The organism is Caballeronia novacaledonica (assembly GCF_900258035.1).
Classification (GTDB): domain Bacteria; phylum Pseudomonadota; class Gammaproteobacteria; order Burkholderiales; family Burkholderiaceae; genus Caballeronia; species Caballeronia novacaledonica.
Map to the genome: position 1 here is coordinate 389,482 of NZ_OGTP01000001.1, position 14,372 is coordinate 403,853.

Here is a 14,372-nt window from a genome sequence, read left to right on the forward strand (position 1 = left end):
GTGATGTCAGTGTTGGCCGCTGCCGTCTTCGTGTTGCGCCGGGCCGTTGCGCGCGGCGCGGCGCGCGAGACGCGCATGGATGCCCGCAAAGACGAGCGGCACGAAAAAGAGCGTGGAAACCGTGGCGAACAGCAGGCCGCCGATCACGGCGCGGCCGAGCGGCGCGTTCTGCTCCGCGCCTTCGCCGAGACCGAGCGCCATCGGAATCATGCCGATGATCATCGCGAACGCGGTCATCAGCACGGGGCGTATGCGGCTCGCGCCCGCTTCCAGCGCGGCGGTGAGCGGCGGCATGCCGGCGTTCAGACGCTGACGCGCGAACGAGACCATCAGAATGCTGTTCGCGGTCGCGACGCCCATCGTCATGATCGCGCCGGTGAGCGCGGGCACGCTCAGATGCGTGCCGGTGAGAAAGAGCATCCAGATGATGCCCGCGAGCGCGGCGGGCAACGCGCTCACGATGATGAGCGGATCGATCCACGACTGGAAGTTCACGACGATCAGCAGATACACGAGCACGATCGCCATCGCGACGCCGAGCCCGAGACCGAGGAACGACGTGCGCATCGTCTCGACCTGGCCGCGCACGATGATCTGGCTGCCGCGCGGAAGCGTCTTGCGCGCTTCGTCGACGAGATGATTCACCTGACGCGCGACGCCGCCCAGATCGCGGCCTTCGACGCTCACGAAGAGATCGATCACCGGCCGGATGTTGTAGTGCGTGACCACCGCGAACTGATTTTCCGGCGAGATGCGCACGAGATTGCCGAGCAGTTGCGTGGGACCGTTGATCGATGCGGACACGGGCGTGCGCAGCAACTCGTCGATCGACGAGACCTGATACTGCGGCGTCTGCACGGCAAGGTTGTATTCGACGCCATTGCGCGGATTGAACCAGAAACCCGGCGCGGTTTGCGAGCTGCCCGACAGCGAAACGAGCACGTTCTGCGCGACATTGCTCGCGGAAAGATTCAGTTGTTGCAGACGCGTGCGATCCATTTGCAGGTTGATCGCGGGTTCGTCGAGCTTCTGCTGGATATGCGTATCGACGTTGCCGGGAATCAGGCGGACCTGCTTCATCAGCTTGCTCGCGACTTCGAAATTCGCCTGCGCGTTCTGCCCTTGAATCTGCACGTCGATGGCGGCGGGCAGGCCGAAGTTCAGGATCTGCGTGACGATATCCGCCGGCTGAAAGAAGAACTCGACGCCGGGAAAGCGGCGCGGCAGGAGCGAGCGCAATTCGTCGATGTACTTCTGCGTCGGCGCGTGATCGGGATTGAGCGCGACCTGTATTTCGCCGTCGAGCGTGCCGATGGTTCCCGCATTGCTGTACGAAAGGTTGATGCCGCTATAAGGCAGGCCGAGGTTATCGAGTATCGTCGAGAGTTCGTCTTGCGGCACGATCTGGCGCACGACCTTTTCGACTTCATCCGCGAGACGCGCGGTTTCCTCGATGCGCGTGCCGGTCGGCGCACGCATGTGCATGCGGATATCGCCTGCATCGACGCTCGGGAAGAAGTCTTCGCCGAGCACGAACACGAGGCCCGCCGAGATCAGGCAGAAGCCCAGAAACAGCGAGGCGAAGAGACGCCTTCGCACGAGCAGCGTCGAGAGAATGACGATGTACGCGCCGCGCATGCGCTCGAAGCCGCGATCGAAACGGCGATGCAGGCGCATGAAGAGGTTCGGCTTCGCTTTCGCATCGGGTGCGTGGGCGTGCCCCATCAAGAGCATCGCGAGCGTCGGCACGAGCGTGCGCGACAGAATGTACGACGCGATCATCGCGAACACGACGGCTTCGGCGAGCGGCACGAACAGAAACTTGGCGACGCCCGTGAGAAAGAACATCGGCACGAACACGATGCAAATGCAGAGCGTCGAGACGAGCGCGGGCACCGCGATTTCGCCGGCGCCTTCGAGAATCGCGTCGTGCAGATTCGTGCCCAGATGCAGATGTCGTTCGATGTTCTCGATCGTCACCGTCGCGTCGTCGACCAGAATGCCGACCGCGAGCGCGAGGCCGCCCAGCGTCATGATGTTGATGGTCTGCCCGAGCGCATGCAGCACGATCAGCGAGGAGAGAATCGAGAGCGGGATCGAGATGGCGATGATGCACGTGCTGCGCCAGTTGCCGAGAAAGAGCAGGATCATCGCGGCGGTGAGCGCGGCGGCGATCAGCGCCTCGCGCACCACGCCCTGCACGGCGGCCTTCACGAACACGGACTGATCGAAAAGCGCGCTGATCTTGAGTTCCGGCGGCAGCGACGCGCGCGCTTGCGGCAGGAGATCCTGCAGCGTGTTGACGATGGAAAGCGTCGAAGCATTGCCGTTCTTCAGCACCGAGATCAGCACGCCGCGATGCCCGTCCTGCCGCACGATGTTGGTCTGCGGCGAGAAGCCGTCGCGCACGTGCGCGACTTCGCGCAGGTAGGTCGTCGCGCCGTTGACGGTGCGCACGGGAATGTCGTTCAGGCCCGCGACGGTCGCGGGCGAACCGTTCATGTTGATCGTGTATTCCCGCGGGCCGATCTTCGCGGTGCCCGTCGGCAGGATCAGGTTCTGCGCATTGACGGCCTGCACGACATCGGTCGGCGTGAGGCCCTTGGCGAGCAGCGCGCGCGTGTCGAGATCGACGGAGATGAGACGCGTCTTGCCGCCATAGGGATAAGGCACGGCCGCGCCGGGAATCGTCACGAGTTGCGGCCGCAGGAAGTTGAGCGCGGTGTCGTTCAGTTCCTGCTCGGACTGCCTCGGACTGGAAAGACCGAGCTGGATCACCGGAATGCTCGACGCCGAATAGCTGATGACGAGCGGCGGCGTCGCGCCCGGCGGCATCTGCTTCAATTGCGCCTGCTCGACGGCGACGGTCTGCGCAATCGCGGTCTGGATATTCGCGGTCGGTTGCAGAAAGAGCTTGATGATCGCGATGCCCGGCAGCGACTGCGACTCGATATGCTCGATGTTGTTCACGGTGGTCGTGAGGCTGCGCTCGTTGACCGACGTGATGCGATTGGCCATGTCCTGCGCGGAAAGGCCCGTGTAGTTCCAGATGATGCTGACGACGGGAATATCGATTTCGGGGAGCACGTCCACGGGCGTCGTCAAGAGGACGAAGGGCGTCGCCAGCAGAATCATGATGGCCATCACGATGAACGTGTAGGGCCGCTTAAGCGCAACGTTGACTATCCACATTGAGTCGTTCGGAAGATGCTTGGGAAGGGCGCTGCGAAAGTGGCGGATGCGGCGCGCGAGACGCAATGACGGAACGAGGCGTGCGGTTCGCCATCCGTGACGCTATGGTAGTGGCCGGGTGCCAACGACACTATGACGTGAATATGGCGCGCTTGTCAGATTAGGCGATTTGAAAGCAAGCTTGCGAAAGCGCACGGTAGGGGCGCGCTTGCAGACAGGCCGGGAATAGCGGAGCGTGTGCGCAGGTATAAAAACGTGGCGAGACGGCGCGGGATCATTCGCGATCGACGGGAGCCGCGCGGGTCTCTGTGTTGAGGATGTCTGTTTGCTTACTGCGGCGTCTGTCCGAGCGGTGTTGTCGACATCGTGCGTCCCGATGACGAGCTGCCGTCCGTGGAAGCGCCATAGGCGCTTTGCGCGTTGACCTTCGCTTCCGCTGCCTGGATGTCGTTCGGATAGAAGGCGTCGCGCTCTGACGGGTTATAGCCGGCTTGCTCGACGCGTTGCAGATCTTGTTTGACCTGTGCGCGCGTGAGGCCGTCGGATTGCGCGAGCGCGGTGAGCGGAGCGGCGGCGAGTGCGACGATGGCGATGCGTGTGACCAGTTTCATGGCGTACTCCTCATGCGAGTGAAGGATGAACGCGGCGTGCGGTTGCGCGATATGCAGCGTCGGCACGCTTACCACAGCCACCACCGAATTCTATGTTCCGCACGGTGACGACATGCTGGCGATCAGATGGCGCTATGGTCAGATTGGAGCTCGCGCTGAACAAGCGAAGGCTGTCTGAAATCGTGTGCAGCCGGTGATAGACTCGCCCGCGTGAGGCGGTTTGTAAGCGACTTAAAAGAACATCGTGCGCGGCACGTCCGCGTGCGTCACGGGTTGTCTCCGACATCGCATCAGGAATCGACAAATTGCCGTTCAATCTACCGACCACGGCCACCGCGCCGTTTTGTCCATCGGAAGTCAAAGGCTCGGTGGCCGTCGCGCCGGGTGCGCCGCTCTGGAAGAAGCTTCTGCAATTCGCGGGACCGGGCCTGCTCATTTCCATCGGCTACATGGACCCCGGCAACTGGGCGACGGACCTCGAAGCCGGTTCGCGCTATGGCTATAGCCTGCTCTTCGTGGTCGTGCTGTCGAGTCTCGCGGCGATGGTGCTGCAATGCCTTTCGATGCGGCTTGGCATCGTCACGGGCAAGGACCTCGCGCAGCTTTCACGCGAACGCTATTCGAAGCCGGTCGCGAACGTGCAATGGATGCTGGCGGAGATATCGATCATCGCGTGCGATCTCGCGGAAGTGCTCGGCGGCGCGCTCGCGTTTCACTTGCTGTTCGGTGTGTCGCTGATATGGGGCGTCGTGCTCACCGCGTTCGACACGCTCATCGTGCTCGGATTGAAGGGCAAGAACTTTCGCGATCTCGAAGCGATCATGCTCGGACTCATCGCGACGATCGGCCTGGGTTATGTCGTCGAGCTCGTGCTCGTCAAACCGCATTGGCCTTCGGTCGCGGCGGGGCTCGTGCCTTCGATTCACGCGCTGAGCGATCGCGAGCCGCTCTATCTCGCGATAGGCATTCTCGGCGCGACCGTCATGCCGCATAACCTGTACTTGCATTCGTCGATCGTGCAGACGCGCGTGGTGAATCGCGATACGAAGAGTCTCGCATCGGCGATCACGCTTTCGCGGCTCGACACCATCGTGTCGCTCGTGCTCGCGCTGCTCATCAACGCGGCGATTCTGATTCTCGCGGCATCGGCGTTTCATGCGACGGGGCATACGCAAGTCACCGAAATCGAGGATGCGTACAAGTTGCTCGCGCCGATCGTCGGAACGGGGCTCGCCGCGATTCTGTTCGCCGTGACGCTATTCGCTTCGGGGCAAAGCTCCACGTTCACCGGGACCATCGCGGGCCAGGTGATCATGGAAGGCTTCCTGAATCTCAAGATTCCCTGCTATCAGCGAAGATTCATCACGCGGGCGCTGGCGCTCGTGCCCGCGTTGATCGGCGTGTATGTGATGGGCAACGGCGCGGTCGGGAAACTGCTCGTCGCGAGTCAGGTCGTGCTGAGCCTGCAGTTGCCGTTCGCGCTTTATCCACTGATTCGGATGACGAACGATCGAAATTTGATGGGAACCTTCGCGAACAAGCCGCATATGAAGTTCGTCGCGTGGCTGCTGTTCGTGGTGATCAGCGCGGCGAACACATGGCTCGTCGTGCAGACGGCGGCGGAGTGGGTCGGTTGATGAAAAAAGCGCCATGCGCTCGTCGAGCACATGGCGCTTCGCGAAAAGCCTTATTTCACCACGGCGACAGGCGCATTCGACTTCGCCGTCACCGCCGCCGGAAGCGCCGCCTCGACCGGCTGCGTTTCATCCACCGTGGTCCGTCCGCCATCGCGGAAGAACGCCTGCTCGGCGGCCCTGTTCAGCACGAGAATACTGATGCGCCGGTTCGTAGGCTCATCGACGACATCCTTGTTGAGCGGCAGCACCTCGGCAAGGCCGCGCACTTGAAGCACCTTGCTTTCCTTCATGCCGCCCGCAACGAGCGCACGTCTTGCCGCATTGGCGCGCTCGCTCGACAGTTCCCAGTTCGAATAGCCGGCCTGACCGCCCGAATAGGGCACGGCATCGGTATGGCCCGCGATCGACACGCGGTTATCGACATCGTTCAACGACGCGCCGATGTTGCTCAGAATCGTCGTCACATAGCCTTCGAGCTTCGAGCTGCCGGAAGCGAACATCGGCCGCTTGAGCGAATCGACGATCTCGATGCGCAGTCCTTCGCTCGTGATCGCGATGCGAATCTGATCCTTGAACGCGCGCAACGCGGGCATCTGCTCGATGAGCGCCATCAGCTTCTGCTTGAGTTGCTGCAGCTTCTGCAAATCATCGGTCGCGACGGCCGCGCGTGCGATCGATTGCGGCACGGGCTGCGTCTGACTCTTCTTGCCTTCGCCGGGCCGCGTGCTCGACAAATCCTTGCCGCCGCCCGTGATGACGCTCGTATGCGCCGACGCACCGCCGTCGTTACCGAACAGCGCGGAGAGCGGCGTATTGAAGTACTGCTCGATGCCTTCCTTGTCGTACTTCGATGTCGAGCCGAGCAGCCACATCAGCAGAAAGAACGCCATCATCGCGGTGACGAAGTCGGCGTAGGCGATCTTCCACGCGCCGCCATGATGACCGTGTCCGTGCGCTTTCTTCTTGCGCTTCACGACGACGGTGGGCGCAAGCACCGATTGCAGCGGATCGCGTGACGGTTTCTCAGCCATGGTATCGATGCCGTAAAGTTACGAAGCCGCTTTCGGCATCTTGGTTGCACGCACCGCTTCGTCGAGCTCCTTGAAGCTCGGACGGTCGGCGGTGAAGAGCACCTTGCGGCCGAACTCGACGGCGATCGTCGGCGCATAGCCGTTCATCGACGCGAGCAGCACGGACTTCACGCACTGGAACGGCTTCGCTTCGGCCGCGCCCTTGGCGTTGAGCAGGTCCGCGAGCGGGCCGATGAAGCCATAAGCCAGCAGAATGCCGAGGAACGTGCCGACGAGCGCGCCCGCGATCATCTCGCCGAGCACCGCGGGCGCGGCGCCTACCGAGCCCATCGTGTGCACGACGCCCATCACCGCCGCGACGATGCCGAACGCAGGCAAGCCGTCCGCCATCTTCTGGATCGCATTGGCCGCGACCGAGCTTTCGGTGTGATGCGTCTCCAGTTCCTCGTCCATCAGATCCTGCATTTCAAGGGCGTTGACGTTGCCCGCCGACATCATGCGCAGATAGTCGACGATGAAATCGAGCAGATGATGATCGGCCATCACGTGTTCATACTTCTGGAAGACGGGGCTGGACTCGGGCGCGTCGACATCGGCTTCGAGCGCCATCATTCCTTCCTTGCGCGCCTTTTGCAGCAGTTCGTACAGCAGCGCGATCAGCGCGAGGTATTTCTCTTTCGTGTAGCCGCCACCTTTGAAGGCCTTCGGAATGGACTGCAGGGTTTTCTTGAGCGTGGCCGTCGGGTTCGACACGACGAACGCGCCGATCGCCGCGCCGAAAATGCACAGCAGCTCGAACGGTTGAACGAGGGCCGCGAGGTGACCGCCGACGCCGATGAAGCTTCCGATCACCGAGCCGATGACCAACACCCATCCGATGATGACAAACATGATTTCTCCGCAAATGTCCGGGGCGCCGCGAGCCTTGCGTGCTCGGGATTGAGACGCGCACGGCTCGCGACGCATTGTTCGCTTGTTGTGGGGCTTATCGGCTTTTAAACGCCGGACATTTAGGGTGACGCGCGCAAGTTTTTCTGCGCAAATGTTTGCGGGGTAAATCTTACGTTCGTTCGCTGCGCGTTCATGTCGTTCAGGGCGATGACGTCGCAGGTAATGGATCGCGCGCACGTGCTCGTCTAACATCGTGGGCATGAATTCGACCCTTGCACACTCCGTCGTTCCGTCGAGCGTCGGCACGCTGTTGCGCGAATGGCGCCAGCGGCGACGCCTGAGCCAGCTCGATCTCGCAGGCGTCGCGGACGTCTCCACGCGCCATCTGAGCTTCGTCGAGTCGGGCCGTTCGCTGCCGAGCCGGGAGATGCTGATGCGCCTCGCCGAGCAACTCGACGTGCCGCTGCGCGAGCGCAATACGCTGCTGGTCGCGGCCGGTTATGCGCCGCTTTATCGCGAGCGCGCGCTGGCCGATCCGCAACTCGCCGCCGCGCGCCGCGCGGTCGATCTCGTGCTGAAGGGGCACGAGCCGTATCCCGCGCTCGCCGTCGATCGTCACTGGACGATGATCGCGGCCAACGCGGCTTTCGCGCCGCTCGTCGAATCGGCGGATGCGCCACGGCTCGCGCCGCCGGTGAACGTGCTGCGGCTGTCGATGCATCCGCAAGGGCTCGCCGGTGTCATCGACAACTGGCACGAGTGGCGCGCGCATCTGCTCGCGCGGCTGCGCCGGCAGATCGACGTCTCCGGCGACGCGACGCTCGCCGCGCTCATGAAGGAACTCGAAGCGTATCCCGCGCCCGCGCATGCCGGGCACGCGCCACGAGCGGAAACCGATCCGGTCGTCGTGCCCTTGCGCATGCGCACGCCACACGGCGTGCTGTCGTTCTTCAGCACGACGACGGTTTTCGGCACGCCCGTCGACATCACGTTGTCCGAGCTTGCGATCGAGGCCTTCTTTCCCGCCGACGACGCCACCGCGACCATCCTCCGCGAACTCGACGACGCGAGACGTTGAGCTTGCGTCGCTGGCCGCATGCTTACAGAATTGAACCAAGCGCACATGCGCGGATCAATGAAAGGGCAGGCTGCGGCAGCCTGTGTCAGCTTTTGTCCAACCAACGCGGAAGGCAGCGATGATTCAAACATTCGAGCAAGTGATCGGCGGGCAAAAGATGCAGTTCTGCGCGAGCATCGCGGAAGGCGGCGGACCGGCGCGCGTCATCATCAGCAGCGCGGATTCGGCGAAGTCGCTCGTGATCGTCGAAGCCGACGGCATCATCGGCGCGATCAAGGCGGAAGTCGAAGCGCCCGATACGCTCGTCGCCGATGCCGTGCGCAAGGCGCAGCAGGAAGCGCTGATCGAGCGCGCGCTGGAAACCGGCACCGTGCAGACAACCAGCCTGTAGCCGCGTCCGAAGCCATCAAAAACAATGCCCGCGCGGCTCATGCGGCCGCGCGGGCATTGCTTTGTCCGCTCGCCGGTCGTTCAGCGGGTCACATGCGCGGCTCGCCGTTCTCCGGATCGGCGGGGACCATGGGCGTGGCGGAATCCGGGCCGTCGGGCATGTCCGGATCGTCGGGGTTCGGCGGGGCGTCCGGATCGAGCAGTTTGTCCGGGTCCGGTTCGAGCGGTTCGAGCGGTTCGTCGGGGGAGCGAGGCATTGTCGACATGGCGATCTCCTGAATCTTCCTTCGAATGAGTGAATCTTCCGGCGTGCTTTTTCCGGACGTTGCAACGGGCGTTCCCGCTGCCGCCCGTTCTCATTCGGCTTTGTCGGGAAGCGCGCCGCCCGCGCGTTTCGTGGCTTCGGTCTTCGCGCTCGCCGGATTTTTGACCTGTCGCGCGATCAGTGCGGCGCCCAGCAGAAGCACGACGGAAATGCCCGCCGACCAGCGCACCGCATCGACGATGTGTTGCGCGTCCGGCGCGCCGTCGCCGTGCGCCGCGAGCGCGCCGAACGCCGCGACGCCGATCGCGCCCGCCGCCTGCCGCGCCGTGTTGAGCACCGCCGACGCCGTGCCCGCGCGTTCCTGGCCGACGGTGCCGAGCAGCGCGGTCGTCATCGCCGGAACCGCGAGGCCCATGCCGGATGGAATCAGCAGGAATGGCACGAGCAGCGCCGCCGTGGGCGTCGACGCATCGACGAAACCGAGCGCGGCGAAGCCTGCGGCATCGAGGAGCGCGCCGAATATCATCGGGCCGCGCGAGCCGAAGCGCGCGACGACCGGGCCGCTCGCCAGATTCGAGATCAGGAAGCCGCCCGTCAGCGGCAGGAATGCGAGGCCCGTCTGCAAGGGCGTATGACCGAGCACACGCTGCAAATACAGGCTCAGGACGAAGACGATTCCATAATAGGTGAGATTCACCCCGATACCGAACACGACGGCCGCGCTGAACGTGCGCTCGGCAAAGAGCGAGAGCGGCAGCATCGGCGCGCGGCTTGCGCGTTCCACGGCGATGAACGCGCCGCCCGCCGCCAGCGCAAGGACCAGCCCGCCGACGACGAGCGGATGCGCCGGTCCGAGCGGACGCAGTTCGATCACCGCGCCGACGAGCGCCGCGAGCGCGACGATCGCGAGCGCCTGGCCGGGCAGGTCGATGCCGCCCGCATGTCCGGCATCCTTGGCGCGCGCGGTGTCGACCCAAAGGAGCGTCGCCACGATGCCCGCCGCGCAGATCGGCAGATTGACCCAGAAGATGCTGCGCCAGCCGAACGCCGCGATCAAAAGCCCGCCGACGATCGGCCCCGCCGCGATCGACACCGCGCCCGCCGCCGTCCACAAGCCGACCGCCCGCGCGCGCACGCGCCGGTCATGGCCGCATGCGGCGTTCAGGAGCGCGAGCGAGTTCGGCAGCATGCCCGCCGCGCCGATGCCTTGCAGGGCGCGCGCCGCGATCAGTTCGGCGGCATCGCGCGAAAAGGCGCACGCGAGCGACGCCAGCGCGAAAAGCGCGAGGCCGCCCACGAACATGCGCCGCGCGCCGAAGCGGTCGCCGAGCGAACCCGCGGAGAGCATCAGCGCGGCGAAGGCGAGCGCGTAGCTGTCGACGGTCCATTGCAGGCTCGCGACGCTCGCCCGCAGATCGTGACCGATGCTCGCGAGCGCGACATTGACGATCGAGACATCGAGTTGAGAGACGACGAAGCCGACGCTGGTCGACGTGACGACGAGCATCTGCCGCGCGGACAGATGCGTTTCGCGGGAGGAAAGGTTCGAGTTCATGCCGACCATCGTAGGCGCGCTGCGCGTTCGATGTTTCGGCATGGCCTGAAACGTGAACGCTAGCGTGCTTTCCTGATGAAGAACGTCGTCAGCGCGCCCAACGCGCACAGTGCGCCGACGTAGGCCGCGGGCGCCATCGGGCTCGATTTCATCATCAGCGAGACGACGATCGGCGTGAGCCCGCCGAACACCGCATAGGCGACGTTGTACGAGAACGAGATGCCCGAGAACCGGATGGCGGGCGGGAAGGCCTTCACCATCACGAAGGGAATCGCGCCGATCACGCCGACGAAAAAGCCCGTGAGCGCGTACCACGGCAGCAGCACGGAGGCATCGGCGGCGACCTGTTCGAACATCAGCCAGTACGACACGGCGAGCGCAATGCCGCCGACGAAAATGGTCTTGCCCGCGCCGACGCGTCCCGCAATCGCGCCCGCGAGCACGCAGCCGATCGTAAGACACAGCGTCGCCGCGCAGTTCGCGACGAGCACCGTCGCCGGCGCGATGTGGAACTGCTTCTGCAGCAACGTCGGCGTCATCAGGATGACGACGACGATCGCCGCCGAGAGCATCCACGTGAGCAGCATCGACACGATCACCGCGCGGCCGTGGTCGCGCAGCACCGCCTTGAGCGGGATTTCCGCCGCGAGCGACTTGCGCTGCTGCAACTCGGCGAACACCGGCGTTTCGTGCAGCCAGCGGCGCAAATAGACCGAGCACAGACCGAACAGACCGCCGAGCAGGAACGGCAGACGCCAGGCGAAATCGGCGACTTCGGCGGGCGCGAACGACTTGTTGATCGCCGTGGCGATGAGCGAGCCGAGCAGGATGCCCGCCGTCAGACCGGCCGTGAGCGTGCCGCACGCATAGCCGACATGGCGCCCCGGCACGTGCTCCGAGACGAACACCCACGCGCCCGGCACCTCGCCGCCGACCGCCGCGCCCTGCATCACGCGGAACAGGAGCAGCAGCACGGGCGCCATCAGGCCGATCGACGCGTAAGTGGGCAAGAGGCCCATCAGGAGCGTCGGCACGGACATCAGCAGCACGGAGAGCGTGAACATGCGCTTGCGGCCGAGCAGGTCGCCGAAGTGCGCCATGACGATCCCGCCAAGCGGGCGCGCGAGATAGCCGGCGGCGAAGATGCCGAAAGTCTGCAATTGACGCAGCCAGTCAGGAATCGAAGGCGGGAAGAACAGTTGCCCGATGACCGGCGCGAAGAACACAAAAATGATGAAGTCGTAGAACTCGAGCGCGCCGCCGAGCGCGGCGAGCGTGAGCGTCTTGTAGTCGCCGCGCGTGAGCGCACGGCTGGCCGCGCGCGGGGCGTCGGACAGAGGTGTTGCCTGCATCGAAAGAAAACCCGTGAGTGGAAAAGCCACGCGTGACGCGCGGTAGGTCGAGGCTTTGCCCTGCGGGGGTGACGACACGCGCCGGGTGGACGCGAAGTGAAGGCCCGGCGCGGAACGGGAACGAACCGGGCCGGGTGTCGGCGGGCGCGGATTCGAGAGCCGCCGCCCGTCATCCGCGCTGCGCGACGCGACGGACAATCGCGCGGCAGCTTGCTACGCGACGTCTCGGTAAAACGGCGGAAGCGGGAATTTGTGAGCCAGACGCGGCATGTTACAGGATGAAAGCCGGCGCAAAAGAGAAAAGCCGTTCTATTTTCGAGATGGTTGCGCGCACGAGACGCATCGCGCTCAGGGCGATGCGCAGTCACATGCGTTGACAATTCAGATGAGTCCGATGGGAAAGGGTCGTCCCGCTGGCCAGAATGCGCAGCTTGATTATGCCCGTCTCATTCCCGCGACGAGACACCCGGCGGTGGGCCGCAGTTTGGCATCCGCCCCATGTCCCTTGGACTCATCAGGTAAGACACCATGCGCGTCGCCGTTTTGCAAACCGACCCAAGTTATCGAAATCTCATCAGCGATGTCGTCAAACGACTCGGCCACACCTGCGTGACGTTCGGCGACGGCCTCGTGCTGTCGAAAGCGCTGTCCCGCTCGACGGTCGATCTGCTGATCCTCGACTGGAATTCCACGGGCCTGTGCGGCCTCGACCTGCTGAAATCCGTGCGCTCGAGCTTCGGCGAACGCGTCCCCGTCATGTTCGCGACGCCCGACGGCGCCGAGCACAACGTGGTCTGCGCACTGACAGCGGGCGCGGACGATTACATCGTGTATCCGATCCGTCCGGGCGAGTTCGGCGCGCGCGTCGAAGCGCTGCTGCGCCGCGCGTATCCCGCGACGTCGAGCGCGTGCCTCGAAGTCGGTCCGTACCGTTTCGACGCCCGTCAGCAAATCGTGACCGTGCGCGGCAAGCCGGTGCAACTGAGCGGCACGCAGTTCCGTCTTGCACAACTGTTCTTCTCGAACATCGGCCGCGTGCTGTCTCGCGATCATATTTTCGCGATGGTCTGGGGCCGCGAGTTCCGCGAAACCACGCGCACGATCGACAGCCACGTTTCGCGCCTGCGCCTCGCGCTCGAAATCGAGCCGGTCAACAATTTCCGCTTGCAGCCGGTGTACAAGAGCGGCTATCGCCTGCTGCATCTCTACGATGAAGGCGAAGGCTCGGGTGGCAACCTCAACGATCCCGCCGCTGCGCAGATCGCGGCCTGAAGTCGCCATCCACAGCAAAAATGCCGTCGCACGACGGCATTTTTTTTGAGCTTTTCTTTAGACAGCCGGCAGCGCCGGGCGCGTCTCGATGCTGCGACGAATCAACGCCTCGATCTCCTTGCGCTCCTCGCCCGCGAGCGGCAGGCGCGGCGGGCGCACCGGCTCCGTGCCCAATCCGACGATCGCCTCGGCCAGCTTGATGTTCTGCACGAGCTTGTGCGAGACGTCGAGCGCGAGCAGCGGCGCGAACCAGCGATAGATCGCGCGCGCTTCGTCGAAACGTCCGGCGCGAATCAGCTTGTAGATCGCCACGGTCTCGCGCGGGAACGCGCAGACGAGGCCCGCCACCCAGCCATGCGCGCCCATCAAGATCGCTTCCATCGCGAGATTGTCGACGCCGCAGAAGAGCGCGTACCGATCGCCCGTTTCGTTGATGAGATCGGTGACGCGGCGCACGTCGCCGCTCGATTCCTTGATCGCCGCGAACTTCCTGTCTTCGGCGAGTTCGGCGAACATCTTCGGCGTGACATCGACGCCATAGGCGAGCGGATTGTTGTAGACCATCAGCGGCAGCGGGCTCGCGTCGGCGACCATGCGGAAGTGGTTGAGCGTCTCGCGCCGGTCCGACAGATACCGCAGGCCCGGCAGCACCATATAGCCGGCCGCGCCGTGACGCGCGGCGCGCTCGGCCTGACGGCAGCCGTCGAGCGTGCTGTTTTCCGCGATCGTTAGCAGCACCGGCACGCGGCCGCGCGCGGCGTCCACGGCGATGTCGAGCACGTCGAGCTTTTCGTCGAGCGATAACGTCGATGCTTCGCCGAGCGATCCGCACACGATGATCCCATCCACGCCGGCTTCGATCTGCGCGTCGACATTCTTCGCGGTCCACGCGCGGTCTATGCTGAAATCGGCGTTGAACTTGGTGGTCACGGCGGGCATCACGCCTTCCCAGATATGCGTCACGGCAGCGCTCCGAAAGTGATTGAACGGTACGCAGTGTAAGCACCGAAAAATCGGGCGTCTTGCGTGTTTCGCGCGCGCCGCGTGCCGATTTCGGCATAGCCGTTCGGCGCCGGAAGCAACGCGCGCCAGGCTCGT

At 64.3% G+C, this 14,372-nt stretch carries 12 protein-coding genes; 4 read left to right on the top strand and 8 right to left on the bottom strand.

What is annotated here, in order from left to right; all coding sequences use genetic code 11:
• Window positions 1-6 precede the first annotated feature (6 nt).
• Complete coding sequence (locus NOV72_RS01770) at window positions 7-3,192, bottom strand: efflux RND transporter permease subunit (protein WP_106852848.1); 3,186 nt, start codon at window positions 3,190-3,192, stop codon at window positions 7-9.
• Window positions 3,193-3,521: 329 nt separating this feature from the next.
• Window positions 3,522-3,803: a DUF4148 domain-containing protein gene (locus tag NOV72_RS01775; protein ID WP_106853232.1), complete on the bottom strand. Its 282-nt coding sequence runs from the start codon at window positions 3,801-3,803 to the stop codon at window positions 3,522-3,524.
• Window positions 3,804-4,108: 305 nt separating this feature from the next.
• On the opposite strand from NOV72_RS01775, the gene NOV72_RS01780 reads away from it, so the two are divergent.
• A complete protein-coding gene (locus NOV72_RS01780; RefSeq protein ID WP_106852849.1) occupies window positions 4,109-5,440 on the top strand; it encodes an Nramp family divalent metal transporter in 1,332 nt (443 codons plus the stop codon).
• Between the two features lie 50 nt (window positions 5,441-5,490).
• Here NOV72_RS01780 and motB read toward each other — a convergent pair whose 3' ends face one another.
• Window positions 5,491-6,471: a flagellar motor protein MotB gene (gene motB / locus NOV72_RS01785; protein WP_106852850.1), complete on the bottom strand. Its 981-nt coding sequence runs from the start codon at window positions 6,469-6,471 to the stop codon at window positions 5,491-5,493.
• An 18-nt stretch (window positions 6,472-6,489) separates the two neighbouring features.
• Window positions 6,490-7,362 carry a flagellar motor stator protein MotA gene (gene motA, locus NOV72_RS01790; RefSeq protein ID WP_106852851.1) on the bottom strand — a complete coding sequence of 291 codons (873 nt, stop codon included), beginning with the start codon at window positions 7,360-7,362 and terminating at the stop codon, window positions 6,490-6,492.
• 259 nt (window positions 7,363-7,621) lie between these two features.
• Between motA and NOV72_RS01795 the strand changes: the two genes are divergently transcribed.
• Both NOV72_RS01795 and NOV72_RS01800 read left to right on the top strand, forming a co-directional pair.
• Window positions 7,622-8,440, top strand: a complete 819-nt coding sequence (locus NOV72_RS01795) for a helix-turn-helix domain-containing protein (protein ID WP_106852852.1) — start codon at window positions 7,622-7,624, stop codon at window positions 8,438-8,440.
• Between the two features lie 118 nt (window positions 8,441-8,558).
• Window positions 8,559-8,831, top strand: coding sequence for a hypothetical protein (locus NOV72_RS01800; RefSeq protein ID WP_106852853.1), 273 nt, complete (start codon window positions 8,559-8,561; stop codon window positions 8,829-8,831).
• Between the two features lie 88 nt (window positions 8,832-8,919).
• Here NOV72_RS01800 and NOV72_RS32140 read toward each other — a convergent pair whose 3' ends face one another.
• From NOV72_RS32140 to NOV72_RS01810, 3 genes are all read right to left on the bottom strand, one after another.
• Window positions 8,920-9,096: a hypothetical protein gene (locus NOV72_RS32140; RefSeq protein ID WP_181290790.1), complete on the bottom strand. Its 177-nt coding sequence runs from the start codon at window positions 9,094-9,096 to the stop codon at window positions 8,920-8,922.
• A gap of 90 nt (window positions 9,097-9,186) precedes the next feature.
• Complete coding sequence (locus NOV72_RS01805; protein ID WP_106853233.1) at window positions 9,187-10,650, bottom strand: MFS transporter; 1,464 nt, start codon at window positions 10,648-10,650, stop codon at window positions 9,187-9,189.
• Between the two features lie 59 nt (window positions 10,651-10,709).
• Entirely contained in the window at window positions 10,710-12,002 is a 1,293-nt protein-coding gene (locus NOV72_RS01810; protein ID WP_106852854.1) for an MFS transporter, read from the bottom strand.
• A 528-nt stretch (window positions 12,003-12,530) separates the two neighbouring features.
• Between NOV72_RS01810 and NOV72_RS01815 the strand changes: the two genes are divergently transcribed.
• Complete coding sequence (locus tag NOV72_RS01815) at window positions 12,531-13,274, top strand: response regulator transcription factor (RefSeq protein WP_106852855.1); 744 nt, start codon at window positions 12,531-12,533, stop codon at window positions 13,272-13,274.
• Window positions 13,275-13,331: 57 nt separating this feature from the next.
• Here the strand turns inward: NOV72_RS01815 and NOV72_RS01820 are convergent, their stop codons facing one another.
• Complete coding sequence (locus NOV72_RS01820) at window positions 13,332-14,237, bottom strand: dihydrodipicolinate synthase family protein (RefSeq protein WP_106852856.1); 906 nt, start codon at window positions 14,235-14,237, stop codon at window positions 13,332-13,334.
• Window positions 14,238-14,372 lie beyond the last annotated feature (135 nt).

Bases quoted from the DNA above. Each gene is read 5' to 3' on its own strand.
- NOV72_RS01775 (WP_106853232.1), bottom strand. From the start codon at position 3,803: ATGAAACTGGTCACACGCATCGCCATCGTCGCACTCGCCGCCGCTCCG.
- motB (WP_106852850.1), bottom strand. From the start codon at position 6,471: ATGGCTGAGAAACCGTCACGCGATCCGCTGCAATCGGTGCTTGCGCCC.
- NOV72_RS01795 (WP_106852852.1), top strand. From the start codon at position 7,622: ATGAATTCGACCCTTGCACACTCCGTCGTTCCGTCGAGCGTCGGCACG.
- NOV72_RS01815 (WP_106852855.1), top strand. From the start codon at position 12,531: ATGCGCGTCGCCGTTTTGCAAACCGACCCAAGTTATCGAAATCTCATC.
- NOV72_RS01810 (WP_106852854.1), bottom strand. From the start codon at position 12,002: ATGCAGGCAACACCTCTGTCCGACGCCCCGCGCGCGGCCAGCCGTGCG.
- motA (WP_106852851.1), bottom strand. From the start codon at position 7,362: ATGTTTGTCATCATCGGATGGGTGTTGGTCATCGGCTCGGTGATCGGA.
- NOV72_RS01770 (WP_106852848.1), bottom strand. From the start codon at position 3,192: ATGTGGATAGTCAACGTTGCGCTTAAGCGGCCCTACACGTTCATCGTG.
- NOV72_RS32140 (WP_181290790.1), bottom strand. From the start codon at position 9,096: ATGTCGACAATGCCTCGCTCCCCCGACGAACCGCTCGAACCGCTCGAA.
- NOV72_RS01800 (WP_106852853.1), top strand. From the start codon at position 8,559: ATGATTCAAACATTCGAGCAAGTGATCGGCGGGCAAAAGATGCAGTTC.
- NOV72_RS01805 (WP_106853233.1), bottom strand. From the start codon at position 10,650: ATGAACTCGAACCTTTCCTCCCGCGAAACGCATCTGTCCGCGCGGCAG.